This is a genomic window from Rhizobium sp. BK456 (assembly GCF_014194045.1).
Lineage (GTDB): Bacteria > Pseudomonadota > Alphaproteobacteria > Rhizobiales > Rhizobiaceae > Rhizobium > Rhizobium redzepovicii.
The window spans coordinates 13,877-39,377 of record NZ_JACIAO010000012.1 but is presented as its reverse complement, the minus strand read 5'-3'; the positions used below and the strand labels follow the sequence as shown (position 1 = coordinate 39,377).

The following is a 25,501-nucleotide window of genomic DNA, read 5'->3' as shown; positions in this document are numbered from 1 at the left end:
AGTATGATACCGATGACAGTCATTTCGCGACGATGCTTTCCGCTCCTGCCTTGAAGCTCACGTGGGGACTTCAAGGGTGAACACCGTCCGCGTGTCATCGGATACCACCCGCAGCCGACCGCCATGCGCCTTGGCAATTTCGCTGGCGATATAGAGGCCAAGCCCGAGCCCTTGCTTGCCGCCATCCGCGACCCTGGTGAATGGCAGGAATAACCGCTCAACGGCATCGGCCTGTATCGGTTCTCCGGTGTTGGCGACCGAGAGCTCGAACGCCGCCGCCGTCGAACGGGCGGTGATTGTTATCGGGCCGTCCGGGGATCCGTGTGCGACGGCGTTGGCAAGGAGGTTCGACGTGAGCTGTGCGAGTTTCGGACCGTCGCACATGATCGGCAGTGGGAGTTCGACGTCCGCTTCGATCCTTCTGCCGGGACGGGCTCCGGAAATCTCGTTGACGACCTGAAGCAGGACAGCAGATAAATCGGTCTCGCTCAGCCTTACCGGAATCCCGCCGCCAAGTCGCCCGCGGGCAAAATCCATGATGTCGTCAATGAGGCCGCTCATCCTTTTGACCGTCGCCGCCACGAGCGACACGATCCTTTCCTGCTGTTCATTGAGGGGTGATCTGGCGATCGCGCGCATGCCGCCGTCGATCGCGGCGAGCGGGTTTCTGAGGTCGTGACCGAGGACGGCGATGAACTGCTCGCGAAGCGCCGCCGTCTCCCGTTCGTCGAGAAGCGTCCCCTCGACCGTTGCAAGGGCTTCGCGTGCCTGTTTGCCCGCCTTTCGCAGGTTCTGCTCGTAGGTCAGCCGGTTCGATGCCCGTATGATGGTCAGCCTGAGGAACAGGGGCTGCCCTGCAGCATCGCGTTGCTCGAAGCCATTCATCAGAACCGGAATCTTGCCCCCGTCGGAGTGTCGCATCTCAAGCATGATTTCTTCGAACTCGCCCTGCATCCTGAGCATGGGCGCGAGATGGGTCTCGAGATAGATGCTGCCGCCGACGCTCAGCAGGTCGGACAGGCGTTTGCCTGCCAAATCCTGCGCCGAGCGGCCGAGCCAGCTGGCAAGCCGACTGTTCGCTCGAAGGACGACGCCGCCAGGCGAGACGACGAGATTGCCCGCCATTGTATTTTCGAAGAGGTTCTCGAAGTCGTCCTGAAGGTTTTTCGGCGCGGCTTGATCCATCTTATGCGGCCTTGCCGAGGAAGTTTTCGATGGCGGAGATAGTCTCCTTGGGTGCGCTCAGATTGGGGCAGTGTCCGGTCGCCTTCATGATTACCAGGCTGCTGTTTGCAAGATGCCTGTGCACGTACTCGCCGACCTCGACAGGGGCAATCACGTCGCTCGAACATTGAAGGATCAGTGTCGGGATGTCGAAGCCCTGCAAGAGATCCCTGCAGTCTGACAGAAAGGTCGTCCGGGCGAAATGGCGCGCGATCTCTGGATCCGTCCTGCAGAAGCTCTCCGTCAGTTCCTCGGCGAGCGCTGGCCTGTCCGGATTGCCCATGATGGCCGGCGCCATCGCGCCGGACCATCCCAAGTGGTTGGAATCCAGGAACTCCATCAGCTCCTCGATCTGACCCTGTGAGAAGCCGCCGACATAGCCGTCGCTGTCGATATAGCACGGGGAAGGGCCGACCATGACCAGCGACTTGAAGAGATCAGGACGCTTCCTGGCCGCAATCAGTCCGACCATCGCACTGACCGAATGGCCGACAAAGACAACCTTCTTCAGCGATAGGGCATCAATGATCTCCACCGCGTCGTCCGCATAGCCATCGAGGGTGGCGTACTTCTCGAAGGAATAGGCCTTCAGGTCGGACTTGCCGGCACCGACATTGTCGAACAGGACGACGCGGTATTTGTCCTCGAAGGCCGGAGCCACGAGCCGCCACATGTTGCTGTCGCAGCCAAACCCGTGCGCGAAGACCATTGCTTCGTCGCCCGTGCCGCTGACGATTACGTTGTTTCTGTCGATGATGTCCATGAACATAACATAAACCAACGGCCCCAAAAAGATAGCTTGATATAACGCCGCAGAGCAAGCTTCGCTCAAGTTGTTCGGAACGATTTGGATGGATCAAGCGAGGTGAATGACAATCAAGGTACTGATAGTGGGGGACATCTAGGATAGGCCGAGATTTCCTCTTCTTGTCAGCCGGATTTCTGTTTCTTGATGATGCTGATGTTGCCGCTCACCTCGAGGATGGCAAATTTTATCTCCGCCACGCTTTCGATGCCCTCCTGGCTTCGAGCCGCTTGCATGACATCTTCCTTCTGCAGGCGGGCTCCTTTGAGCGCGCGTTCGTCGTAGACGCCATCCGTTACCAGAACGGTCGGAACCCCATCGATGATATGAGCTGCGCGCGGCCACCACCTCTTCACGTAGGAGAGGCCGATGTCTGTGGTAAACAGCGTCAGGATCAAGATAACGGCGTTGGTGATGGAGAAGTCGTCGCCCAGCATTGCCTGCTGCGTGGTTTCGGAGATAACCAGAACGATGACCAGGTCGAACGGCGTCATCTGGGCCAATGTCCGCCGTCCCGACAAGCGGATGATCACGAGCAGCGTGAAATAAATTGCCAGTCCGCGGAATACTGCATCCACCGTGCCGCCCTCAAGGAAAGATGAAAGTGGATTGGGTCCGGACCTCTTCGCCCAGGCCGATGGTGGCGCGGCGAGCGCCGGGTTGTTGTGTTTGCAGACGGAACACGATCTGTGTCGGCTCTGCCGGGTCGGCGGCGAACACGTAACCTATCCGGCCATCACGCGCGAAGGTCGCCTTCTGGGGCGGGTCGATGCCCTGAACCGAGAAGGTTCGAAGAAAGGCGGCATCGATCGTGAAGACCCTGTCTTCGGATGAGGCTAGGAAATTCACCGTCATATCCTCGGGAGCATTCCACCGGGAGATGACGGGAAAGTCCACGGACCCATCTGATAACATCAATGTTTGCCGCGAAAACGGGCCGCCTCTTCCAAGTAAACCGAGCAAGCAGATCGCCAGAAGAAGCGTGAACATGATCCAGGAAAGACGTTGAAGGGCCCAGAACCGTTGCTGGAATTCGGTATGATCGAGCACGCCTTCAGGCAGCGCCGGCAACCTGTATGTTGTTTCCATGCCCGCTCCCTGTACTCTTGGCTGAGAACCTGGGCCGGCCGCAAAAGTTCCCGGCGATGGCACCGTCGCCGTGTACATCGGATGTGCCGCAGTCCAGGCGTCTTCACCGATCAGGGGAACGAAGACCACCCCGCCGAGATCGTCTTCCTCGAACGCCGCGGGCCCGGTGCGCGTGACGCGTTTCAGGCGCTGCTCTTGACCGCGGCCGACCGGGATGATGAGCCGCCCTCCGAGGTTCAACTGTTCCTTCAAGGCGGACGGCACCTCGGGTGCTGCCGCAGAAACGACAATGGCGTCGAATGGGGCGGCGTCCGGCCAGCCCTTGCTGCCGTCACCCACGCGGACCTCAATATTGTGGTATCCGAGCGTCTCGAACCGGTCCCTGGCCTGAAGCGCCAGCCTTTCATGGCGCTCGATGGAATAGACCTGCCTTACGATCCGGCTCATCAGGGCTGAAGCGTAACCCGAGCCCGTGCCGACCTCGAGCGCCTTGTCGCCGGCTTTCAGACCGGCCTTTTCGAGCATCAGAGCCACAATGAACGGCTGCGAAATCGTCTGGCCGTCGCCGATCGACAGCGGCGCATCCTCATAGGCAAAATCCTCGAAGCCTGGAGCGACAAATTTTTCGCGGGGCACCGTGCGCATCGCCTCGATGACGCTTCGATCATCAATGCCACGTCGCGTCAGTTGGTGCTCCACCATGTGATCTCGGATGCGCGTCATATCCATGGATCAGTCCACCGTCGCCGTTAGCACCTTGGCTTCCGGGCCGGGCAGGATGGAAACAACGGGAGAGCCCGTGATTGCGATGCGTTGCTCGGTCCATTTGGGGAACTTAGTGTGAAGAGCAAAGTTCGACAGGCATATGCGAACCTGGAGGCATCAAATCAGTAGTCGCGGCTACACGGTACGTTGGTAAATCACGCTCCCGCGACTACTTTATGTGCGGTCATCCCTCCTCTCGGTGGAAGAGAGGAGAAGAACGGGAGCAGCTCATGTGCCGAAATATCAAACCACTGTTCAATTTCGATCCGCCAGCGACGGACGATGAGATCCATGACGCCGCGCTTCAGTTCGTGCGAAAGTTGAGCGGAACCACCAAGCCGTCGAAACGCAATGAGGCGGCGTTCGAGCAGGCGGTCATGTCGATCGCCAAGTGCGCTCACGAGCTGCTGAGTTCGCTTGAGACCTCCCAACCTCCTCGTGATCGAGAGGAAGTTGCCGCAAAGGCGCGGGCGAGAACGGCGATCCGCTTCGCGTAAGACAACTCTTCGGCTTACCTTGCCCCATGATCCGAGCAGATGCGCGCTGCTTGCGCTTCGACGTCTTTCGGATCCAAGGTCGCCGTACCGCCCTGGCGATAGATGTCCGTCGAAACGGTTTTCAGGCATCGATCGAAACCAGTCCGGCGAAGCAGAATGGCACCCGCAACGGTGCCGGCCGACAACAAGGCCACAATGGCCGGTAAAATAGGATTTCGCATCGGCGCCGTTCCTAAGATCTCGCTGGCACCCGGAAAGTGCCGACAGAATCCGGCGACATGTGGCCGACGTCGGCGTGCCGTCAAGACGCTTCGGCGACTTGCCCATCACTTCACGCTACCCCAGTGCGATAGTCGAGGCGGGTTGCCAAGCGCCTTGGATCGCTTACCTGATAGCGATGGATGTGCGGGTTCGATGGAGTAGGCTCCTTGTTCGAAAAATTGCGGCATGGATTTCAACCGCCCGGAGCCAGCTTGGCTGAAATAGAAGAATGCGAAACCGAACTCGGGATCATATTGCCTGACGACTATAAGGCATTCCTGCGTGTCTCAAATGGGTTCAATGACGAGATAGGTCGGGGCTACCTGGTTGTTTGGAGCATCCAGGAGCTTGCATTGGCTGCCGGGTACGACATGTTTGAGCTCCAGGAGCGTCGCTTTCTGATCGGTTCGAACGGCGGGCCAGCTGCCTATGGCATCATAGATGGAAACTACATCTCGATCCCGTTTGTGTTCGCCGGCCCATGGGAGGATGAGGTGAGAGTGCTCGGGGGCGGCTTCGAGGAGTTCATCATGGCGATCGAAAATGGAGAGGGTTGGTAACGGCCGCCCGTTTTGTGTTTGAACGAGAGCCTGATCTGCTTAGTCCTCGCGCGATTGCTTGATCTCGACAGGCGTCTTCATGATGATCTCCCGATGCGGGAACGGGATGGAGATGCCGGCTTGCTTGAACGCGTCCCAAAGCGCCATCAGCACCTGACCCCTGACATTCGTCAGGCCATTTGCGGGATCGGAGATCCAGAAGCGGAGCCGGAAGTCCAGCGACGAAGCACCAAAGCAGATGAGCCAGCATACCGGCGGCTTGTATTGATTGGCGACGCGGTCCAGCGTCGAGGCGGTTGCGATTGCGATGCTGACGACCTCATGCGGGTCGCTGTCATAAGCCGTGCCGAAGTCGACGTCGATCCTGACGTAGTCGCTGGAGAACGACCAGTTGACCACCTGTTGGGAGATAAAGTCCTCGTTGGGGATGAGGTATTCTTTACCGTCACGCGTGATGACCGAGACGAACCGCGAACGCAGATCGCGGATCGAACCGAAGGTATCGCCGAGCGTGATCGTGTCGCCCGGCTTGATGGATTTGTCGAGGAGGATGATGATGCCGGAGATGAAGTTCGATACGACCTTCTGAAGGCCGAAGCCTATGCCTACGCCAACGGCACCGGAAAAAACGGTCAATGCGGTGAGGTCGATGCCGGTGGCTGATAAGGCGATTGCGCCGGCGATTATGATCAAGCCGATTTTTATGAATTTGCTGATTAGAACCTTGATCGATGGCGAAAGGTCGCCCGACCTCTGCACCCAATGGGAAAGGACATTGCCGACGAGAACCGCGACCCAGATGAGCGTGACGGCCAGGACGACGGCTTTGAGCACAAGAAGCAGTGAAAGGCGCACCGCGCCCAGATTGACAGCCAGCCCATCGAGCGCGGAGAGCACGGGATCGTCAAGCCGAAGTGCGTACAACGCGACGTAGCTCCAGCTGAAGATTGCGACGATACGCGACAATGTGGGATTGCGGATGATCTTGGTCAGGACGGAGATGATGAACCACGCCGCCGTCAGCGTCAGGGCGGTCGAGACCAGCCACCGTCGCGACGGCCAGGTCGTTTGTGTGAGAGGGACGTTTGCAAGCCATAGCCATACGGCCAGAAAGAGCCACTTCAAGCGGCGCATGAAAGCGATTATGACGCGCAACAGGTCCGGATTACCTTTGATGCGCCTCGCTTTCGATTCCAATGCAGGCTCGGTGCGCGATGCCAGAAAAGACGCAGCGAGGTAACCGACGGCGATGATCCCGAATTGGTAAAACGTCCATTCGCTCAACACGAACGTTCTGAGCCACTGTTCGACCGCGTCGATTGTCTGCCTGACGTCCATGGTCCTGGCCTTTAGCAAGCTTCAAGGCAGATAAGGCGTCGACACGAGTTTTGTTCAATTCACCCAAGGATGGCCGGTGCTCCCCGGCGAGGCCATTGATCGGGTCTACTACCGCGACATCGGTCGGGTTCCGCGAATGACTACCGCCATGTCTCGGTTAGAAATCCCGACGGGCCTTGAACGGGATCGCTGTGGGGTAGGGGAACGGACGAGATTTTCGCCAGCATTTCGCTTGAAGCAGCCGAAGTCTGGATGTCGGCATGCTGTCCCTTGGGATAGGCGCCGACGACCTGGAAGTCCGCTGTGCAACCGAGATTTTGGTGCCCCGTCCCGGCTGGAAGCACCAAACAGTCTCCCGCAGCGACCTTGAGTGCCTGACCGCCGGGACCGCCGATCAGCAGGGTAGCGCCACCAATTGCAATCCCAAGCACCTCATGGGCGCCGGAATGGTAATGCTGATAATTGAAGACGCCGTTTGTCCAGATGCCTGTCCAACCATTGGCTACGAAGCGATTTTCGAAATCAGCTGGTCCACCGTAGCCAAAAAGGCCTCGATAAATCAACACCGGAAGACGCGGATTGTTCGGAACCCAGTCGCTCGGCTCGAAAATTATCGTCTCGGCGTGCATGTTGAATACCTAAGATTGCCATTGATTGCCACGGAGCGTTCAGCTGTTCTTGCAGGTTTCGACGCATTCTCATTGAACGCATCTGTGCTGCCGCCTCAAAAAGCTAAACCGGGATGTTCGCCAAGGGTTCCTTGATAGGCTGTAGCTTCGGGAAGGATGGCTACCTCTCAGTGAAAGGTAATCTCGCCGAGACATCCGACGCGGACTATCTATGCAATAGAGCGACAAGCGACATCGGTATGTCGACCGCGAAAAAATCCATTGCCGTACCGATAATCACCGCCCACACGACTATGAGGAAAATGAGCGCTGCAATCCTGATTTCTACTGGTTGCATTATCTGCTCCATCCCAGCATATGCGTCCCCCCGGACAAAGCTTTTTATTCCCCGCGCTAATTCGCTATGCGCGAGGGTGAGCGACCGTAGCAAGCGTCTAAACGTGCAGCGCCGAAGTCTCGGCTCTCTCCAAACCGATGTCGCTTCCACCCATCACGCCCCCGGCCATAACTTCGCTGCTGCCGCGTTCGAGATAATGACCATCCAGGAAGGAGCGATAGGCGTCTTCGATGCCCTCCTTCAGACCTATCTTGGGTGACCAGCCGAGTGTGCGAAGCTTATCGACATTCAAGAGTTTTCGTGGCGTGCCGTCTGGCTTGGTGAGGTCGCGCCTGATCTTGCCTTTGAAGCCAACGACCTTGGAGACGAGATGCGCCAATTCGAGGATGGCAATGTCTTCGCCGGAACCGACGTTCACATGACTTTCGGCGGAATAGGTCTTCATGAGATGGACGCAGGCGTTGGCGCAATCGTCAACATGCAGGAATTCGCGCAGCGGTGTGCCAGTACCCCAGATGCATATCTCTTGCTGCCCGTTGATCTTGGCATCATGCGCCTTGCGTATTAGCGCCGGCATCACATGGCTGGATCCGAGGTCAAAATTGTCCTCTGGGCCGTAAAGATTGGTGGGCATGGCCGAGATGAAATCTCTGCCATGCTGTTTGCGATAGGCTTGGCAAAGCTTTAATCCGGCGATTTTGGCAATCGCATACCATTCGTTCGTAGGCTCAAGCGATCCAGTGAGAAGTGCCTCCTCGACGATCGGTTGGTCGGCGAGTTTCGGATAGATGCAGGACGAACCTAGAAACATCAGTTTTTCGACGTCGACTCGATGGGCCGCGTGGATGACATTGGCTTGGAGAACGAGGTTGTCATAAAGGAAGTCGGCCGGATAGGTCGCGTTTGCGAGAATGCCGCCGACCCTCGCAGCAGCGAGGAAGACAGCGTGGGGACGATTCTTGCTCATCCAAGCTTCCACCTCCTCCTGCCGTCTGAGGTCGACCTCGGCACGCGTCGCCGTCAAAATCTCGCAGCCCTCCGAAGCAAGACGCCGCACGATCGCAGAGCCCACCATGCCGCGGTGGCCCGCGACATAGACCCTTTTTCCAGCAAGGCTGTAGATCACCTCAGGCATAGGCAAAACCCTTGGTTACACCTGCCGACGGAACATTTCGTGCCATGACTTTGAGGTCCTCGCGAACCATCTCCGCAACCAGCTGATCAAGACTGGTCTCATGTTTCCAGCCAAGCTTCGTGTGCGCCTTCGTCGGGTCGCCGATCAGAAGATCAACTTCAGTCGGACGGAAATAAGCGGGATCGATCTCCACCACACACCGACCGGATGTCTTGTCGTATCCCTTTTCCTCAACGCCGTTCCCACGCCAATCAATTTGCATGCCCACCTTGGCAAAAGCCTTGTCGACAAAGGAACGAACCGAGTGCGTTTCGCCGGTTGCAAGGACATAGTCCTCCGGTTGGTCCTGTTGCAGCATCAGCCACATGCCGCGGACATATTCTCGTGCATGTCCCCAGTCGCGCTTGGCATCGAGATTGCCGAGATAGAGCCTGTCCTGCAGGCCAAGATGGATCGCCGCCGCCGCCCGGGTGATCTTGCGGGTCACGAATGTTTCGCCGCGGATCGGGCTTTCATGATTGAACAAGATGCCGTTCGAGGCGTGCATGCCATATGCCTCGCGATAATTGACCACAATCCAATAGGCGTAGAGCTTGGCGGCCGCGTAGGGTGATCGAGGGTAGAAAGGCGTCGTTTCGCTCTGCGGGACTTCCTGGACTTTGCCGTAGAGCTCGGAGGTGGACGCTTGATAGAAGCGGGTCTTCTTGGTCAGCCCCAGGAGGCGAATTGCTTCAAGTAACCGAAGGGTGCCGGTTCCATCCGCGTTCGCTGTGTATTCCGGCGTCTCGAAAGAGACTTGAACGTGGCTCTGTGCGGCGAGATTGTAGATCTCGTCCGGCTGCGTTTCCTGAACGACACGGATGAGATTCGTTGAATCGGTCATGTCCCCGAAATGCAGGATAAAGCGAGGATTCTCGATGTGGGGATCCTCGTAGAGATGCTCGATGCGACTGGTGTTGAAGGATGATGAGCGGCGCTTCAGGCCGTGAACGATATAGCCTTTCTCCAACAGCATTTCGGCCAGATACGCGCCGTCCTGACCGGTTATGCCCGTAATCAGCGCAACTTTTCGGTTCTCTCTCATTCCCGTATCCATGGTTCCTCCAACTCGATACCAATCCAGAAGCAAATTGAGCGTTTAAACACTGCGTGTGATGTATTCATGCTTTGAATTTGTAGTATTTCATCAGAGATTTCGAAAACAATTCCGAGTCGCTGAAATTATACAATGCGTGCTTTTCGGGGTTTACGTTGTTGATCGCGACGATGATTTCCGAATTTCGTGAGCTTTTCATTTGCTGCAGGCTGAACTCGACTGCGCGTCGGCTCGTCTTCCCCCATCTAACGATTGCCAGTGTTCTTTCCGCCAGGGAGGTCAAAAGCACGGTATCTGCCGAGGCGAGTACAGGCGCGCTGTCGAAGATGACAATCTGGCCGGCCGCGACCGCCATCTCGATGATTTCTGCCAGGCCGTTCGGACGGACCCGCCGCTGGAGACTGAATTTTCCAGATGGAATGAAATCGATGCCGCTTGGATGGTGGTAGACGATGTCGCGGAAATCGGCCTGACCGTTCAGGAATTCGTTCAGTCCGCACATGACCCCCGACCTGAAAAACGCATCGAGTTTTCCCCGTCGGAGGTCGCCATCGACCAGCAGGACCGGAATCGCGGCAGCGGCAAGTTCCATGGCCAGCGATCGCGCGACAAGCGACTTGCCATCTCCGCTGTGAGCCGAGGTAACGACAATACTGTTCGGCAATTTGCCGCCATTGGACTGCTTGAGTGAAAGCACCACGGTCCGGATTGCTTCGTCAAACATCGGGACCGGCATATGTGCGAACATCGTCTTCGAATTTTCACTCCGCGCCAGACGTGGGATAAGTCCAGCCGGTAAGGTGCGCGCCATTCCAGCTATTTGGTCGAAACTGCGAACCGTCCGGTCCCACATTTCGATCACGAAAGCAGCCGTTACGGCGGCAGAGATCGCAGCCAGGAGGGCGCCCACCAGATAGGAGAGCCGTCCACGTCCCGTTGACGTGAGCGGCACTGTAGCCGGTGTTAGAACTTCCAACTCCGCCCCCGGCAGCATGGCTTTCGCGGCGAGGTCACGGCGCTGGTTCTCAAGCTTGTCGAGTGCCGTTTGTTCCTTTTCGGCGATTTTCTGCAGTCGCAACAATTCCGTCTGCACCAGCGCATCGCGTATGCGTTTTTCATTAGCAACAACCAACCTGGATTGTACTGCTTCAGCTTCATGATCAAGTGCGACGAGCTTGGCGCGCATTGTCTGGAGATACTGTTTGGTCGCCAGTTCGAGACCGGCACGGGATTCTTGGATCTCTCCACGTAGCTCCACCACGGCCTCGGCATTGCCGTCATATGTCTCGAGAAGACGGGCGAGATCCTGCTCCTGTCCGCGAAGATCGCGTTGCTTTATGGCAATGCTGTCAGGGACGACGATATTCTGCGCAGCGACCGAAGCGTTATCCGCTGATTCCAGCGTCGAGATCACCGCCTCTACCTCAACCCGGCTTTCTTCGATTTTCCCTTCTCGGCCAGTGAGTTCCAGAAATGACTTGATCCGTTCCTCCTGAGCGTCCTCTTTCGAGACGACGTCCATCGATTCTTGATAGTTGCGGGCCGCGTCGCGAGACGTGTCAGCGCGAACCTGCTGTTCCGTGATGCGCTGTCGTATCCACTCTTCCGCTGCATCCAGGCGGCCACGCACGCTCTCCTTCCGCTCATCGAGGTAAATGCCGATGACCCGGTTCGGCACCACGGCTGCCAGTTCAGGATCAGTCGAATTGAAGCTGATCTGGATGACGTCACTCTTATCTTCATGCCACACGCCGAGCGCCCTATAATATTCTGGGATGATGGCGTTGATGTTGTCCCGTAAAGGCGAGGTGGGCTTTTTCGTGTCGAACAGGCCGCGCAGCTTCGTCCGGATCCTTTCGATGAGGGAAATCTCCCGCAGCGCCGGATTGAATTCCTCCCGCACGTTAAGCTGCAGTTCGCGGACAACTCGCTCTGCGATGCTTCTGGATAGAAGCCGCTCAGTCTCCGATTTCGCGTCAAGCAGATCACTGTGGCTGGAATCATCCGCATCAAGTGATGTTGCAAGGGGCTGGTGGACAATCAACCGGGCCCAGCCCTGGTAGGTGGGCTTCAGCCCAAAGATCATAATCGCCGCGGGCGCCATGAGCAGCATGGTTATCGTGATGATCATGATCATTCTTCGGCGGACGAGACGGTAAATCGATGCCAGATCGAAGTTGTCCGCCTTGGTCTCTACCTGAAAGCGCGGGTCATAGCGCATCGGCGAGATCGGAAGATTGCGGTCCGGCGGAAGAGTGGAAATCGTCATCGGGCGCCAACCACTGCTTGAGGTTTCGCGGAAACGGTTTCGTATAGTTGCTCGAGCGACCGCATATAGGCCTTCATGCTGAAATGGTTGAGGTAATGCATGCGCCCCTGGACCGAGAGGCGGATGCAGGTTTCCGGATCGGTCACCAGTTTCGCCAAGGCTGCAGCCAAGGCATTCGGATCTCCGATGGGCACGAAGATCCCGGTTTCACCGTCGGTAATAACTTCGTCGTGCGCTCCGACACGCGTCGTGACGACTGCGAGCCCGTGGGACAGCCCTTCGAGCACGGCCATTGCCAGACCTTCGGCGTGCGAAGGCAGGACCAGGATATCTGCACGCGCACACAGGGCTCGCGCCTCAGCTGCGTCGAGCCAGCCGGGCATCTCTACCAAATTGGAAAGCGACATGGCGTCGGCCTGACGGCGATAATCCTCGACGGGCCCGTCGCCTGCCAATACAGCCCTCCACTTGAGGTCTTTCATGACGGGGTGGCTGAGGGCCAGCAGAAGCTCCGTGACGCCCTTGCGTTCGCTCAACCGGCCAAGGAATATGATCAGCGGTGTCTGGCCGGCGCGAATATCGTGCGCCCCGGGATCGGGGACGCAATTATGGGCAACGACCGTGCGGCGCTCGTCAACGCCCAGAAGGGTCGTCAGCGTCATGCGGTCGCGCCGGCCCAGCGCCACAACGCAATCGGCATTCTGGAACATCCGACGGATGAGCCGTTGTTGGCGCGGCGAGCGTTGCGCAAAGTCGCCGGCATAGTCGTAGTCGTGCAGGTGCAACATGTGGCAGCATCCGAATAAACGGGCAGCCTCCGTCAGGATCAGTTTTCGCGAGGTGCTGCCGCGGCCGGCGAGATGGATATGGTGAATGCGGTCGGGTGCAACGATCCGGTCCTTCGCCATCGTCAGGATGGCGCCGATGAGGCGCGCCGGCGACGTCAATTTGGACCATCGCGCCCCTCTCGTATCGGTGACGAAATGTTTGGCGCCGGTCTCTTTCGCCGTCTCGGTTATATAGCCGACCAGCCTGCCAATGCCGCCGCCGTTTTCGCAGCCGCCTGGAACATAGTGGCGGACGCTAGCTGCGCTCCGTGCCGCCAGCCGACTTCTGTCCGTGAGCGCCTCCATCAGCATGACCCGACCACCTCTCGATAAACGGCCGCGGCCTGACCGCCGACCCGTTCCGGCGAATTCGGTCCTTTGGCCCATTGAAGCGCATTGGTGCCGAACTTGTTTCTAAGCTCGCCGCTGTCTGCCAATGTCCTCACCGCTGCCGCGAGCTCTTTGGCATCTCCGGGAGGGACCACCATTCCCAACCCGTTGGGCTGAACGGTGCCACCCAACTCGCCGACATCCGTAACGATGACCGGTTTGCCAAATGCGGCCGCAAGGTTGAGCACACCGCTTTGGGATGCTTCCGTGTAGGGAAGCACGACGATGTCGGTGTCGAGGAATAGCTGGGCGACCTCCGTATCCTCGATGAAACGATTGCGAATATCGTAACGGCCGGCATCGCCCATAAGCGCCTGGAATATCCGCGGGTCGTCGCCGCGGCCCGCGACCGTGATGCGCAGGTTGGGAAGCACATCCTTGAGTATCGCTTCGGCCCGGACCAGATGTTCCAGACCCTTGTAGGCAAAAATCCGCCCGAACAGCAGCACGCGTATAGTTCCATCGGCTTCGCGCGGCGTCATCTTCTGTCGCCGGGCGAGTTCCGCATAACGAAGGATGGAGGGATGCGACAGGACATGGACGTGATCGGCGGATTTCGCGTATCGATCGAGAACCAGTTGCTTCAGTCCCTCCCCGTGGACGACAAGATGTCCGGATTGCCTTACCATCAGTTCGGGAGCCCAGCCGGGCAGCGTGCGCGTCTCCATATCGCCGGGATGGATTTCCACGTCATGGATGGTCGTCACAAGCGGGATCGGGCGCCAGAACGGCACGGCGAGGTTCAGCCAAAGCGTCGAATTGCTAAGGAGATGAATAAGGTTCGGCTGCTCCCGCCGGATCAGGCGCGTGAGCTGGTACAGAAACCAGGGATTGGAGAGAGAACGGTGTCTCGGCCAGTCGAGAAGGTGCAGATCAACAGCCGGATCGAAGGAAGAGGCGAGATGCGCATAGCGCCGGCGCGGCACGGCAAGCACAACGTCCAGGTGTTGGGCAACGCCGCTGGCGAAGGAGATGGTATAATCTTCCAGTTCGGAAACCAATAACAGCGCCTTCATTTCGCTGCCTCCGACAATCCTACATCAAGACCGATCCGTGACAGGCCGCGCGCCGAGCGCAAACTATCGCGCGTCCGCCTGAGCAGGTTCGGTTCGCCGGCAAAGAAGAGGCCTTCGACCGCAAGCTTGAACCGGCTGAGAGCGTCGGCGCCCTGCAGCTTCGCCGAGGCAACGCGATAGGGATAGTGATCCGCCAGATGTAGTCTTGCCGGCAGGTCATGGGTTGAGAGAAACAGGTTCGTTACCTCAACGGTATGCCGCCAGTGCGTCATCCGCCGCCGTAGCGTGGTGGCGTCCTCGGTTGAGCGATGCCAGTTGTTATTGTGGATGCGGTAGAATCCAAGCGGATCCGGCATGGCAATCACGTCCCCCAGAAACGGATAGATGCCCACGAGCCAGGCGTCGGCTGATATGCGGAACTGTTCTGGAATGCTGCCCGCAGCATCCCATGCGCTTCGACGTACCGCGACGGCCGACGTCATCGGAAAAGGCCACCAACCAGCCGATCGTGTGAGTAGCGGCGACAAGGCGCCGGAACACAGCGTTCGAGGGATCGGCTTGGAAGTCGCCGTGCCATCGACAAGCGTCGGCTGCAGTCGATGATAGACGAGCGATGCCTGAGGGTTGGCGCGGAACGCTGCAGCCATCGCTGACAGCTTGCTCGGCGCCCACCAGTCGTCGGCATCCAGAAAACAGAGGATCTGGCCCACGCTTGATCTCACGGCGGTATTGATCGCGGCGGCCTGTCCGGCGTTCTCCTGAAAGATCACCTTTACTCGGCCGTCATACGCTTGCAGAACAGACCGCGACTGGTCGGTCGAGCCGTCATCGACGACGATGATCTCGACGTTGCACGCGTCTTGGTTCAATACGCTGTCTATGGCCCGTCCGACAAAGCGAGCGTAGTTGTAATTGTTGATGAGGACACTGAGGGCCGGCCGCTCCATGGCGCGCTCTCAGGCGGGCTGCCGCGATGCACCGCTGTGCAGCGCAACTTTGCTTAAGAGATAGCCCTTTGCGCAGCCATCGCGGTTTGGAATGGTGATATCCAAAATACCTCGTCGGCCAAACGGCATTTCGCGCCGAGCCGATGAGATCGCTGCTGACAATGCCACGACGAGTAGAGCGCCCGTCGTGTTGCATAGAGAACTAGGATCATGACGCAGAAACATAGCAATCCTAACCTTCCAGGCTTCGACTGCAGAGATAGACTCTGTCAGAATTGTTGCCTCATTGCAGTGGAACCGCGGCTTACCCACCACGCTTCATAAGACATTCATCGCCACGGTACCGGTGAACGGATAAGCGCAACATCTGCTCTTAAGGGCAATTCGCGGACATGAAGACCCGCCTTTTGGGTAAAGACCGGCTGAAAGCTTAGGCGCAACATCGCCTTTGGGTGGAGGCAGGGTGCATTAGGCGTAGCCGGCCCTTCACTAGGACAGGTTGACCGCGGATGTGGCTGGATGATTGCTTGAGAGCAGCGCGGCCACGAAGGCCGACAGCTGTTTTTGATCTGCCGCGATCGACAGTCGCTTGTCTGTTCAATTCAGTCGGGACGGATAATGAGAGTAGATAGACTTAGAACTGCCAGCGGACCAACCATCAGTTGGCGGGTCATAGAATGCTGGGGCGCCGGCATATCTCTATTTCTTCAGGCAGGCGCCTTTCTGCCGCTTGTCCTTTCAGATGCGGACGGAACGCTCAGTGAATCTGCCAAATCCATGCTGCGTCTTCCTTGCCTTCCTATATATGCATTTACAGCCGTGATCCTGCTACGCAATTTTCCGCAGTTTCTAACGGCGCTCAGGCGAAATCTGATTGTTCCCCTGATGCTTGCCTTGCCGTTTTTGTCTACCCTGTGGTCCATATCACCGCCAACGACCTTGAGGCGCGCAATCGGCCTTTTGTTTTGCGTGCTTCTTTCCTATGTCCTCGCGATACGTTTCACGCCAAGGCAGTTGCTGTTCCTGGTATTTGTAACGCTTGGAGCCTGTATCACCCTCAGTGTGGTTGTCGCCGTGGTGTCACCAAGCCTCGCCAGTATGCCGGATGGTGCCATGCGGGGCGTCTTCATTCACAAGAACGTGCTCGGCTGGTACGCGTCGTTGATGATCCTGGTGGCGACGGCCATGCTGATCGACGGGACGTTCGGCCTGCGGCGAACCGCATTCGTCTTGTTGGCGGCGGGTGTGATTTGCCTTGCAAGCTCCGGATCGATGACAGCGATTATTGCAACGTCAGTGGCGTTTTGCCTGATCGGCTTTTATTCCCTGCTGCAAAGAAGCAGCAGCATTGGCCGCGTCGTCATCGTCCTGTTTTTCGTTCAGCTGTCTCTCGGCATTCTGATTTCGCTTCACGAGTTCCTGGTTCCGGCCCTTGAAGCGCTCGGCAAGGATGCGACCTTGACGGGTCGGGTGCCACTGTGGGAGCTGGTTGATCGCGAAATATCCGATCGTTGGTTGCTTGGCTACGGCTACCAGGCTTTCTGGACAGTCGCGAACCCCGAAGCGACGCATATCTGGTTGAAGATCGGCTGGCCGGCGCCCCACGCGCATAATGGATACCGCGATATCTTGATGAGCTTTGGGATCATGGGAATGATTCCGTTTGTTCTGATGGTTCCCTATGCAATCCGCCAGGGTGGGTTCCTTCAATGTCATGATCCGCAGTACGGGTGGCTCTGGCTCAATGTCCTGACGATCATGATTTTGGTGATGAACCTGACAGAAAGTATTTTTTTCGTTCAGAATGACGCCATCTTCATCCTGTTTACCACAGCCATCATCATGTTTTCGCTGTACGCGCCCGTCGTTTCGGTCAGCCATTCGCCACCTTGGCAGGCGCCCGCGCGCGGCCTTACGAGCGGGTTGCAGACATCATGAACCGGCGTTTTGGACTGATCCTGAGCATTTTACCTGTCATGCTCTTTCCGCGGTCCAGCAATCCGGCTCCAGTCGAGACGGAGATAGATGCGCCAGAGCGCCTGCAGATGCTCGTCAGGGAGGCGACTTGTGCGGAAGCTTCCCCGACGATGTCAGCCAAGTTGAATGGGACTTCCTTAAGTGATGTATTGAGCAGCAGCACCGGGGGGCGAACGCTATTTTACGTTTCTCCCGATGGCAAAGACAGCTGGAGCGGTCTCCTTCCGACCGCAAATCAGCAGGGTGGCGACGGCCCTTTCGCCAGCATCGAAAGAGCTCGTGATGCTGCCCGTGAGAAGGGCGGCACCAACACCATCGCGCTCGCTAAAGGCGATTACTATCTTACGCAGCCGATCGTCTTTGACACTCGCGATGCGGGCTTGATCCTGACGGCAAGATGCGATGAAGCGCCGATTTTGCATGGGGGGCTGCGCGTTGACAACTTTGCGCAGCAGGCGGATGGCGGGTGGACGGCGCCACTGAAATTGCCACCGGATGAAGCGGTCGGTGACCTTTTCGTCGACGGGATACGCCAAACCAAGGCGCGATTCCCCAACGCCCCCGACGATGGCGATCCGCGCAAGGGATGGTTGTTTGCCGCAAAGTGCGAGCCTGCCATCGACGTGTCGGAAGCAAACACGCGCTTCTGTTTCCATGCCGGCGATCTTCCGGCAGTGGATGATACAAGTGGACTGGTCGCAGACATCGTTGGCGGGTATCGCCCCGGAAGCCAGTGGGGCAATGATACGCTTCCAGTTGTATCCATCAATGGCGCCAGCCGGACTGTCTATACGGAAGGCACAGGCTATTTCTTTACTGCAGAAGGGAGCCGCTATTTCCTTGCCGGAGCAAAGGCATTGCTCGATGCTCCCGGAGAGTGGTGGTACGACCTTGTCGCGGGCCAGCTTCATTATATCCCCGTCGATCAATCATTGCCCAATTCCATGGTTGTTGCTGGCATTCTGCCGACGTTCTTCAAGTTGGATGGGGCCAATGGGATGGTCGTATCAGGGCTAGAGTTTAGAGATGGAGCTCCTGCAGGCAGCGGCAAGTTCTATACGGAAACCAGAGGATTTGGCGCCATACGGATCGAACACTCTGACGGCGTCAGGATTCTCGGCAACAGCATCGAGAATGTCGGCGTCGGGGTGCATGTGACGGAAAGTAAGGATGCGTTGATTGCCGCCAATGTGATTGCAGATGTGGCTGGCAACGGGATCTACGTCGGCACCAATTATGGCACGTTCGGCAAGTCGAACGGCGCCAGGATCCTTTCAAACCACATTCATGATATTGGAACGGTATATATTGAAACCGCGGGAATATGGTTCCAGGCGGCTGATAATGTCAGGATCGCCGACAACCTGATCGAAAACACGGCGCAGTTCGGAATTGCCGGCGGATCGCTGTGGGGTTCCAATGACGCCGTCTATAACGCTGTCATCGAGCACAATGTGATCCATAATGCCAATCAGCAGACGGCAGATGGCGGCGCCATCAAGATGATGGGCGAGCAGGGCGATCCTCTGAACAGCACCATCCGCTCCAATCTCGTGACCGGGACCGGTCATCTCATGAACAGGGCCGATGGGACGTTCTGGCCTCCCGGATATGAGAACACCAGGGAATGGCCGTCTCCTATCAGCTGGGCGATCTATACGGATGGGAAGGCGAGCGGGCTGCGCATCGAGGGAAATACCCTCTCGGGCAATGTCGCGGCGATCGGTATCAACGGCGGTTGGAGCAACCTGGTAACGGGAAACGTCATCACGCACGGATCGGGAGCGGCTTTTCGGGTTGATGACGGTACCGGCAGGGGTTGGCGTCCGACATGGGCACGCCCTAATCGTATCGAGGAGAATGTTGTATCGGTTGATAGCGACAGCGGCATTGTCGCGTATGTCAACGCTCCCGACCTTGGGCTTGGATTTGTGCAATTCGCGCGCAACCGCTACAGCGGCAACTTGAACAGCCAGAGCTTCCGAATAGATCCGAGCATCATGCGTTCGGGAGAATTTGGCAGCCTCAGGGATCTTCAGAAGGCTGGGGCGGACATCGGAAGCGTGGTCGCGCCGGCGGAATGACAAAGGGCGCCGCGACGAGCGGTGTTCTGCGGCAACAGAGCCGGCAGAAGGCCGCCGATCCGTGGAACAATCGATCGCGTCAAGGTAAGCCGCAGTCAAATCCGCTCGCGAGCCTGCTAGGCTTCTGCGAACCAGCGTCGGCATTTGCCGGCATGTTCGATCTGCGCCACAAAAATTATGGCATTGCCAGCTCGTAGGCCCGGGTTCTTCTCTGGCATGCTCTTTACCAGGTCCTGCGATGAGCTTTCGGTCCAACCTTCAATTCGCGGGCGGGTCTTCATTCTGCTCATAAAGATAGAACGCGATCCTCCGCGGCTTTGTGTGCGCGAGGGCGACTATGCTGTGCGCCCCCTGCGGTCATCAAAAAGAGCAACATGGCAAGCCATGGGGTACATGGACTTACTTCGAATATCGTACGTCATCCCGGCGTAAGACGTAAAGATGAAGTCTCTTCTACGTCCAATAGCTGGAGCTGCAAGTATGGAGGCAATCGGCCTGCCGGGATATTCTGATGACAGTTTCAGTCGCGAAAGCGCAGGTCATGAGAAAACAAGCAGTAGGCAGCAGCCCAACTTCAGTTCTTCATCCGGAGGGATCTTTAGGATGGACGAATGTCCTTGGCGTTCGCGTTTCGGCAGTCAATCTCAAAAGCGCGACTGAGTTTATTCAAAAAGCGATCGAAGACGGCAGGAAGGAATATGTCTGCGTTCGTGACGCACACGGCATCGTCCGATGTCAGGATGATCCCGAGCTCCGGTCGATCCATAACCGGGCGTTCCTCGTAACCCCTGACGGCATGCCGCTTGTTTGGGCGCTGAGGAAGGCTGGGCATGCGGAAAGCGACAGAGTCTATGGACCTGATCTCATGCTATCCGTTTTCGATGCCGGCAGCGCCAAGGGCTTGCGCCATTTCCTCTATGGCGCGACGGCCGAAACGCTCGAACAACTGCAGGCGCGCCTTCTCGCAAAATTTCCGCAAGCGCAGATCGTCGGCTCCTATGCGCCGCCTTTTCGCAAACTGTCGACGCAGGAGGAAGCAGATATTGCTGACCAGCTCAATCGGTCGGGCGCCGATATTATCTGGGTCGGGCTGAGCAGTCCCAAGCAGGAACTCTGGATGGCGCACATGCGCGACCGTCTGGAAGCATCGATGCTTATCGGTGTCGGAGCTGCGTTCGATTTCCATGCTGGCCTCAAGCGGCAGGCTCCGAGGTTCATTCAAAGAAGCGGCTTCGAATGGGCGTTTCGTCTTCTGTGCGAGCCGCGGCGGCTGTGGCGGCGCTATGCGCTCGTCGTGCCGACTTTCATCTCACTGTCAGCATTCCAGAGACTGGGACTTCGGCAGTTTCCGATTGAAGACGCCATTTCTGGATCGGGCGTGTCGGGACAAATGCAGTAGGGGGTAAAGCGTCATGTCCATATTTGTGCCGTCAGCGATGACACCGGGTCCGTCGAAGGCATCCACATCAAATGACATGACATCGCGGGCGATTCCGGCAGGGTCCGTGCCGCCCATAGCAGCCAAGACCGCCGATGCCGTTGTACCGGCAGGGCTGAATATGCCCGTCGCGCTACGGCGCCGGCTTCCACGGGTTGCAACGTCGTCCTTGCTGGTCGCCGGCGACACCGCCAGCTATTTGCTTGCCTATTTCCTTCTCCTGTCCTTTCTTCCCAGTGGTTCGGATGGCACGTTCGTGGAACGCGCGTTCACGGTCGCCGCACTGGCTGCGATTGTGCTTTACGCATCGGCCGGCCTCTATCCCGGATATCGGCTGCATGACCACGAACATCTGCGGCGACGCACTTTGGCTGCCGTCAAGGTGGCTGTCCTGGCGGCATTCGGAGCAATTATCCTGCCGGAAGGGGGACGGCTGCTGTTTGCCATTATTGTATTCCTCGGTCTCGGGTTGATTGTTCAGCCATTTCTGCATTGGCTTGCACGAGGTCTTTGCTGGAGACTTGGAATTTGGGGGGAGCGTGCGGTTGTCATAGGGGGGCGCAACCTCGCTCCCGCGCTCGTGGCACATTTCACCGACCACTGGCAGTATGGCATCAGGCCGGACCCCTTTTTCCCCGATACTTTGGACGCAATGCCGGGTGGTGGGCCATCCATTGCTTTGATCGCGGGCGACAGGGGCTCGCTTGTGTCCGGCTTGCCGGCGCTGCGTGGGAAGTTCGCCGAAGTCCTTTTGCTGTCCGACACACCGAGCCTCAAGGTCAGTGGGTTGCGACCTGCCGATATCGGCGGAGAGATCGGCATTCGCCTCACCACCGGTGGGAGCTCGATCAACTCGGATCCAATTCGCCGGATCCTCGATCTCGCAATCGCCATCCCTGCAACGATCGTGGTCGCGCCGTTCATCGCGATTGCAGCGGCCGCAATCTACGCCATCGATCCAGGTCCTGTCTTCTTTCGGCATGCCAGGGAAGGACGGTCCGGCAGGCCGGTGCACGTCCTGAAATTACGGACCATGTACCAAGATGCAGAACAGCGCCTTGAAGCACTATTCCGAGACAACCCTGCCATGCGCGCCGAGTGGCTGAGCCATTTCAAGCTTAAGGACGATCCGCGCATCCTTCCGGTGATAGGACATATGCTGCGCTCATCGAGCATCGACGAGCTCCCGCAATTGGCGAACATCATTGCGGGCGAGATGGCCTTTGTCGGACCACGGCCGTTCCCGGAGTATCATCTTTCGGCGATGGACGGCGAATTTCGGGACAAGCGCCGTTCCGTCACGCCGGGGCTCACAGGCCTTTGGCAAATATCCGAACGAAGCGATGCGGATATCGAGCTGCAGCAGCAACTCGACGAGTTCTACATCGACAACCGGTCCCTCTGGTTCGACTGCCAAATTCTTCTCGGCACAATCCCCGCTGTCTTCAAGCGCAGGGGAGCCTGCTGACCACTTCCACGAGGCAAGCATCAACAACGGAGCACATCAATGCACGGACACAAGAGAATTATGGTTACCGGCGGCACCGGGTTTCTGGGATCATTCCTGTGCGAAAGGCTTTTGCGAGAGGGTAACGACGTCCTCTGCGTGGACAATTACTATACCGGTTCGCGCGACAACGTGCTGCACCTTCTCGACGATCCACGCTTTGAGATTCTTCGCCACGACATTACCTTCCCGCTTTATGTCGAGGTCGACGAGATCTACAACCTCGCCTGCCCGGCCTCTCCTGTCCACTATCAGCACGACCCCGTGCAGACGGTGAAGACCAATGTGCACGGCGCCATCAACATGCTCGGCTTGGCAAAACGCACCAAGGCGAAGATCTTCCAGGCCTCCACCAGCGAAGTTTATGGTGATCCGGCCGTCCACCCTCAACCCGAGGAGTATCGAGGCAGCGTCAATCCGATCGGCCCGCGGGCATGTTATGACGAAGGCAAGCGGTGCGCCGAAACATTGTTCTTCGACTATCATCGTCAATACGGTGTGGAAATCCGGGTGGCGCGGATCTTCAATACCTATGGGCCGCGCATGCAGACCAATGACGGCCGCGTCGTCTCGAACTTCATCGTTCAGGCTCTTCAAAACCAACCGATCACCATCTTCGGCAACGGCACACAGACGCGCTCCTTCTGCTATGTGGACGATCTGATCGAGGGCTTCATTCGCCTGATGGGTGCGCCGGCCGGCGTTACGGGTCCGATCAATCTCGGTAATCCGGGAGAATTCCAGGTCCGGGAACTGGCCGAAATGGTCATCGAGATGACGGGATCGAAATCAGGCATCGTTTACAATCCTCTGCCGATTGACGATCCGACGCAGCGCAAGCCCGACATCAGTCGCGCAAAGCAGGACCTGGGCTGGCAGCCGACGGTGAACCTGCGAGAGGGGCTCGAGAAAACGATCGCGTATTTCGAGTGGAAGCTTTCAGGCGGAGTCAAGAGCGTGCCTGGCGTCCGGTCTTCGCGAACGGCGAACACCTATCTACCTACCCCGGCCGTCGGACTTCCCGCTCCGCAAGCTGCGCCTCTCGGAACGTGAGAACGGCAAAGCCAAAATCAAGGCTCGGTTTCTTCAATGAACCGAGCCCCAAATCGCAGTTTGCAAAAAGAGCGGCGATCGCCGGACGTGCCGATCGCTGCAAAAACAACAATGAGGACATGAAGCATGCGCGTTGCCGTTATTACGCCATACTACAAGGAGCCGAACGAGCTCCTTGAGCAATGCCGGGCGAGCGTTCTCGACCAAACCGTTGCATGCGACCAGGTTTTTGTTGCCGACGGGTTTCCGAACGCTGTCGTCGGTGGCTGGCACGCAAAACATTTCATCCTGCCGAACGCTCACGGCGACGCGGGCAACATGGGTCGTGTGATCGGCAGCCTTAGCGCCTTTGCCCAGGGCTATGACGCGGTGGCCTTTCTCGATGCGGACAACTGGTACAGACCCGACCACATTCAGCGCCTGCTCGAACTTCACCGCCGGACTGGTGCTGCGGTTTGCACATCGAGACGTTCGATGCACCGCGCGGACGGCAGCTACATGTTCGACGACTCAAAGAGCGACGGCCGTACGCATGTGGATACGAACTGCTTATTTCTCACGCGACCGGCCCTGCCGATCATTGCGCGCTGGGCTCACATGCCGAGGGAACTCTATCCAGTCGGAGATTCCGTCTATTGGAGTTCGATCCGGAGTTCCCGGCTGTCGTGCTCTCATGAGCCGACTGCGACGGTATGCTACCGCACGACTTGGGAAACCGACTACAAGCGAATGGGGGAACCTGCCCCTGCGGGCAGCAAGACCCTCGCGTTCACCGACCAGCCGTACTACTGGTTCAAGTCTCTCCCGGCTCGGGACCGCTGGCGCATCTGGCAGGATTTCGGCTTTCCGCTCAGACGGCGCTCGGTAGCAAAGCTGGTCGGCCAATATGCGCTGTCAAGGCTTTCCCCCTACTCTTATCTCGGCCCAAAACATGAGTACTGAAAGTCTTGCCGGGGCCCAATCTCTTGTCTTCCCGCGCGGTCCGCCCTGTTGGGGACTGTCTGGTCGCGCACGAAATCAGCCAGGCGAAAGCGTCTCTCGACATCTGCGAGAATAACAGACAATGCATACACCGAAACGATGCCGCGTCCGGAAGATCTGTCAAACCAACGGTGACGCTGTGCGCACGGAGGAAGAAGTTTGCAACGTGTTGATGTAGTAATTCCCTGCTATAACTACGCCCATTTCTTACAGGAATGCGTTGAAAGTGTCCTTTCGCAGGCGGGCGTCGATGTGCGCGTGCTTATTCTCGATGATTGCTCGCCGGACAATACGCCGGAAGTCGGAATGGCCCTGGCAGCCCGTGACACGCGGGTCACTTATCGGCGGCACGCGGCAAACATGCGGCACATCGCCACCTACAATGAGGGGATCGATTGGGCAGGCGGTGACTTGTTCCTGCTTCTTTCTGCGGATGACTATCTTCTGCCAGGCGCGCTGCACCGTGCAGCGGAACTGATGCGCAATTATCCGGATGTGGGGTTGGCGTTCGGGAACGCGATCATAGCGGAGCCAGACGGCACCATGAGCAAACGCGCTGATCCTCTCGGCGAAAATTACGTGCACGCCATGCAGATCTTGTCCGGTCGGCAATTCATGCAGTTGAGTGGAGCACGCAATCTCGTTCCAACGGCGACCGCTGTCGTGAGGACGGCGCTGCAAAAGCAGGTCGGCGGCTACCTGAAGGAACTGCCGCATGCCGGCGATATGGAAATGTGGCTGCGGCTCGCATCACATGCCGGCGTAGGGTTCATCAATGCTGATCAAGCAGTATATCGCCAACATTCCTCGAATATGTCGCTGCAATACTATGGAGAAAATATTCTCTCCGACCTTGTGCAAAGAAAAAAGGCCTTTGATATGCTATTTAGCCAAGCGGCCGATAGCCTGAGAAAAGATGAGATATTACGACGCTTTCTTGCCAGAGATCTCGGAAAACAGGCGCTTCGACAGGCTGGCATCGCATTCAACAATTTCGACGTTGCGACGGCCGTGGCTATTCAGCGTTTTGCATTGGAGGTTTCCCCTGATGTGCGAAATTCGTTGCCCTGGATCAAATTGGTCTGCAAGCAAACGATCGGTCCAAAGTGCTGGTACGCCTTGAATTCGATGCGGCGAAGAGTTGCAGCATGAACAGGCAGACCGGGCCGGGTTAGTTCATCCGCAAGTGCCGAAACAGCCGCCCATGTCGAGCGCTCGATCGTTGCTCACGCCAAGATCGCAGGAAGCGTAATAGAGCGCCCTCAAAAAACCCGGT

At 57.8% G+C, this 25,501-nt stretch carries 21 protein-coding genes; 9 read left to right on the top strand and 12 right to left on the bottom strand.

Annotated elements, in window-relative coordinates; genetic code table 11:
* Positions 1–57 precede the first annotated feature (57 nt).
* From FHX03_RS27740 to FHX03_RS27725, 4 genes are all read right to left on the bottom strand, one after another.
* The gene (locus FHX03_RS27740; RefSeq protein WP_183856400.1) at positions 58–1,185 is read right to left on the bottom strand and encodes a PAS domain-containing sensor histidine kinase; all 1,128 of its coding nucleotides are present in this window, start codon (positions 1,183–1,185) and stop codon (positions 58–60) included.
* Position 1,186: 1 nt separating this feature from the next.
* On the bottom strand, positions 1,187–1,987 hold the full coding sequence (locus tag FHX03_RS27735; RefSeq protein ID WP_097627957.1) for an alpha/beta fold hydrolase: 801 nt from the start codon (positions 1,985–1,987) through the stop codon (positions 1,187–1,189).
* Between the two features lie 167 nt (positions 1,988–2,154).
* Positions 2,155–2,607, bottom strand: coding sequence for a DUF421 domain-containing protein (locus FHX03_RS27730; protein ID WP_097627803.1), 453 nt, complete (start codon positions 2,605–2,607; stop codon positions 2,155–2,157).
* 10 nt (positions 2,608–2,617) lie between these two features.
* Positions 2,618–3,847, bottom strand: coding sequence for a protein-L-isoaspartate(D-aspartate) O-methyltransferase (locus tag FHX03_RS27725; RefSeq protein ID WP_097627802.1), 1,230 nt, complete (start codon positions 3,845–3,847; stop codon positions 2,618–2,620).
* Between the two features lie 266 nt (positions 3,848–4,113).
* Here FHX03_RS27725 and FHX03_RS27720 point away from each other — a divergent pair, with 266 nt between their 5' ends.
* Complete coding sequence (locus FHX03_RS27720; protein WP_012560057.1) at positions 4,114–4,380, top strand: DUF2277 domain-containing protein; 267 nt, start codon at positions 4,114–4,116, stop codon at positions 4,378–4,380.
* Positions 4,381–4,808: 428 nt separating this feature from the next.
* A complete protein-coding gene (locus tag FHX03_RS27715; protein ID WP_097627956.1) occupies positions 4,809–5,201 on the top strand; it encodes an SMI1/KNR4 family protein in 393 nt (130 codons plus the stop codon).
* A gap of 39 nt (positions 5,202–5,240) precedes the next feature.
* On the opposite strand, the gene FHX03_RS27710 is transcribed toward FHX03_RS27715, so the two are convergent.
* The 8 genes from FHX03_RS27710 to FHX03_RS27675 form a co-directional block, all read right to left on the bottom strand.
* Positions 5,241–6,539, bottom strand: coding sequence for a mechanosensitive ion channel family protein (locus FHX03_RS27710; protein WP_183856398.1), 1,299 nt, complete (start codon positions 6,537–6,539; stop codon positions 5,241–5,243).
* Positions 6,540–6,679: 140 nt separating this feature from the next.
* Entirely contained in the window at positions 6,680–7,168 is a 489-nt protein-coding gene (locus tag FHX03_RS27705; protein WP_097627799.1) for a cupin, read from the bottom strand.
* A gap of 434 nt (positions 7,169–7,602) precedes the next feature.
* Positions 7,603–8,640 (bottom strand): GDP-L-fucose synthase family protein, encoded by a 1,038-nt coding sequence (locus FHX03_RS27700; RefSeq protein WP_097627797.1) that lies wholly within the window; start codon positions 8,638–8,640, stop codon positions 7,603–7,605.
* Positions 8,633–9,736 carry a GDP-mannose 4,6-dehydratase gene (gene gmd / locus FHX03_RS27695; RefSeq protein ID WP_097627796.1) on the bottom strand — a complete coding sequence of 368 codons (1,104 nt, stop codon included), beginning with the start codon at positions 9,734–9,736 and terminating at the stop codon, positions 8,633–8,635. Before gmd ends, FHX03_RS27700 begins: the two co-directional genes overlap by 8 nt.
* Before the next feature lie 64 nt (positions 9,737–9,800).
* Complete coding sequence (locus tag FHX03_RS27690; protein WP_097627795.1) at positions 9,801–12,005, bottom strand: GumC family protein; 2,205 nt, start codon at positions 12,003–12,005, stop codon at positions 9,801–9,803.
* Positions 12,002–13,144 (bottom strand): glycosyltransferase family 4 protein, encoded by a 1,143-nt coding sequence (locus FHX03_RS27685; RefSeq protein ID WP_097627794.1) that lies wholly within the window; start codon positions 13,142–13,144, stop codon positions 12,002–12,004. The genes FHX03_RS27690 and FHX03_RS27685 overlap by 4 nt, the downstream gene beginning before the upstream one ends.
* Positions 13,138–14,238 carry a glycosyltransferase family 4 protein gene (locus tag FHX03_RS27680; RefSeq protein WP_097627793.1) on the bottom strand — a complete coding sequence of 367 codons (1,101 nt, stop codon included), beginning with the start codon at positions 14,236–14,238 and terminating at the stop codon, positions 13,138–13,140. Before FHX03_RS27680 ends, FHX03_RS27685 begins: the two co-directional genes overlap by 7 nt.
* Entirely contained in the window at positions 14,235–15,185 is a 951-nt protein-coding gene (locus FHX03_RS27675; protein ID WP_183856397.1) for a glycosyltransferase family 2 protein, read from the bottom strand. Before FHX03_RS27675 ends, FHX03_RS27680 begins: the two co-directional genes overlap by 4 nt.
* 618 nt (positions 15,186–15,803) lie before the next feature.
* Between FHX03_RS27675 and FHX03_RS27670 the strand changes: the two genes are divergently transcribed.
* The 7 genes from FHX03_RS27670 (at position 15,804) to FHX03_RS27640 (ending at position 25,377) form a co-directional block, all read left to right on the top strand.
* Positions 15,804–17,123, top strand: a complete 1,320-nt coding sequence (locus FHX03_RS27670) for an O-antigen ligase family protein (protein WP_183856395.1) — start codon at positions 15,804–15,806, stop codon at positions 17,121–17,123.
* Positions 17,120–19,246 carry a right-handed parallel beta-helix repeat-containing protein gene (locus tag FHX03_RS27665; RefSeq protein ID WP_097627789.1) on the top strand — a complete coding sequence of 709 codons (2,127 nt, stop codon included), beginning with the start codon at positions 17,120–17,122 and terminating at the stop codon, positions 19,244–19,246. The genes FHX03_RS27670 and FHX03_RS27665 overlap by 4 nt, the downstream gene beginning before the upstream one ends.
* A 541-nt stretch (positions 19,247–19,787) precedes the next feature.
* Positions 19,788–20,645 carry a WecB/TagA/CpsF family glycosyltransferase gene (locus FHX03_RS27660; protein WP_183856558.1) on the top strand — a complete coding sequence of 286 codons (858 nt, stop codon included), beginning with the start codon at positions 19,788–19,790 and terminating at the stop codon, positions 20,643–20,645.
* Positions 20,646–20,658: 13 nt separating this feature from the next.
* Positions 20,659–22,152: a sugar transferase gene (locus FHX03_RS27655; RefSeq protein WP_183856393.1), complete on the top strand. Its 1,494-nt coding sequence runs from the start codon at positions 20,659–20,661 to the stop codon at positions 22,150–22,152.
* 39 nt (positions 22,153–22,191) lie between these two features.
* A complete protein-coding gene (locus FHX03_RS27650) occupies positions 22,192–23,244 on the top strand; it encodes a UDP-glucuronic acid decarboxylase family protein (protein WP_097627786.1) in 1,053 nt (350 codons plus the stop codon).
* Positions 23,245–23,370: 126 nt separating this feature from the next.
* A complete protein-coding gene (locus FHX03_RS27645) occupies positions 23,371–24,186 on the top strand; it encodes a glycosyltransferase family 2 protein (protein WP_183781191.1) in 816 nt (271 codons plus the stop codon).
* Between the two features lie 198 nt (positions 24,187–24,384).
* Positions 24,385–25,377, top strand: a complete 993-nt coding sequence (locus FHX03_RS27640) for a glycosyltransferase family 2 protein (protein ID WP_183856391.1) — start codon at positions 24,385–24,387, stop codon at positions 25,375–25,377.
* Positions 25,378–25,501: the final 124 nt, after the last annotated feature.